Source organism: Mesorhizobium sp. M1A.T.Ca.IN.004.03.1.1 (genome assembly GCF_003997555.1).
Classification (GTDB): Bacteria; Pseudomonadota; Alphaproteobacteria; order Rhizobiales; family Rhizobiaceae; genus Mesorhizobium.
On sequence record NZ_RZTV01000465.1, the window covers coordinates 1 to 264 of the forward strand.

Here is a 264-nt window from a genome sequence, read left to right on the forward strand (position 1 = left end):
CAACGGTGGTGACGGAGGCCGGTGCAATATCAAATCTGGGCCAAGCGTCGATTGGCAGTCCCAGAACATGGCTGACAGCCGCCTTGATGACATCGGCATGAGACACCAGCGCTAAGCGCCTATCGTTGCCGCGACGGGCCAATGTCTCTATGATCCCCTTTGGCGCCGATGGAATACCACACGCAGCCTCGTCCGCACGCCAGGAGGCGAGACGATGCTGGACGTCCAAACTCGGATTTTCGGGCTCATAGAGACATTGGCCCG

2 pseudogenes are annotated in these 264 nt (G+C 59.5%); one reads left to right on the forward strand and one right to left on the reverse strand.

Annotated features, from left to right (window positions below):
* Nucleotides 1-157, reverse strand: a pseudogene (locus EOD29_RS37635) (histidine phosphatase family protein); the annotation flags it as partial.
* Between EOD29_RS37635 and EOD29_RS37640 the strand changes: the two are divergent.
* Nucleotides 152-264, forward strand: a pseudogene (locus EOD29_RS37640) (histidine phosphatase family protein); the annotation flags it as partial. The pseudogenes EOD29_RS37635 and EOD29_RS37640 overlap by 6 nt on opposite strands.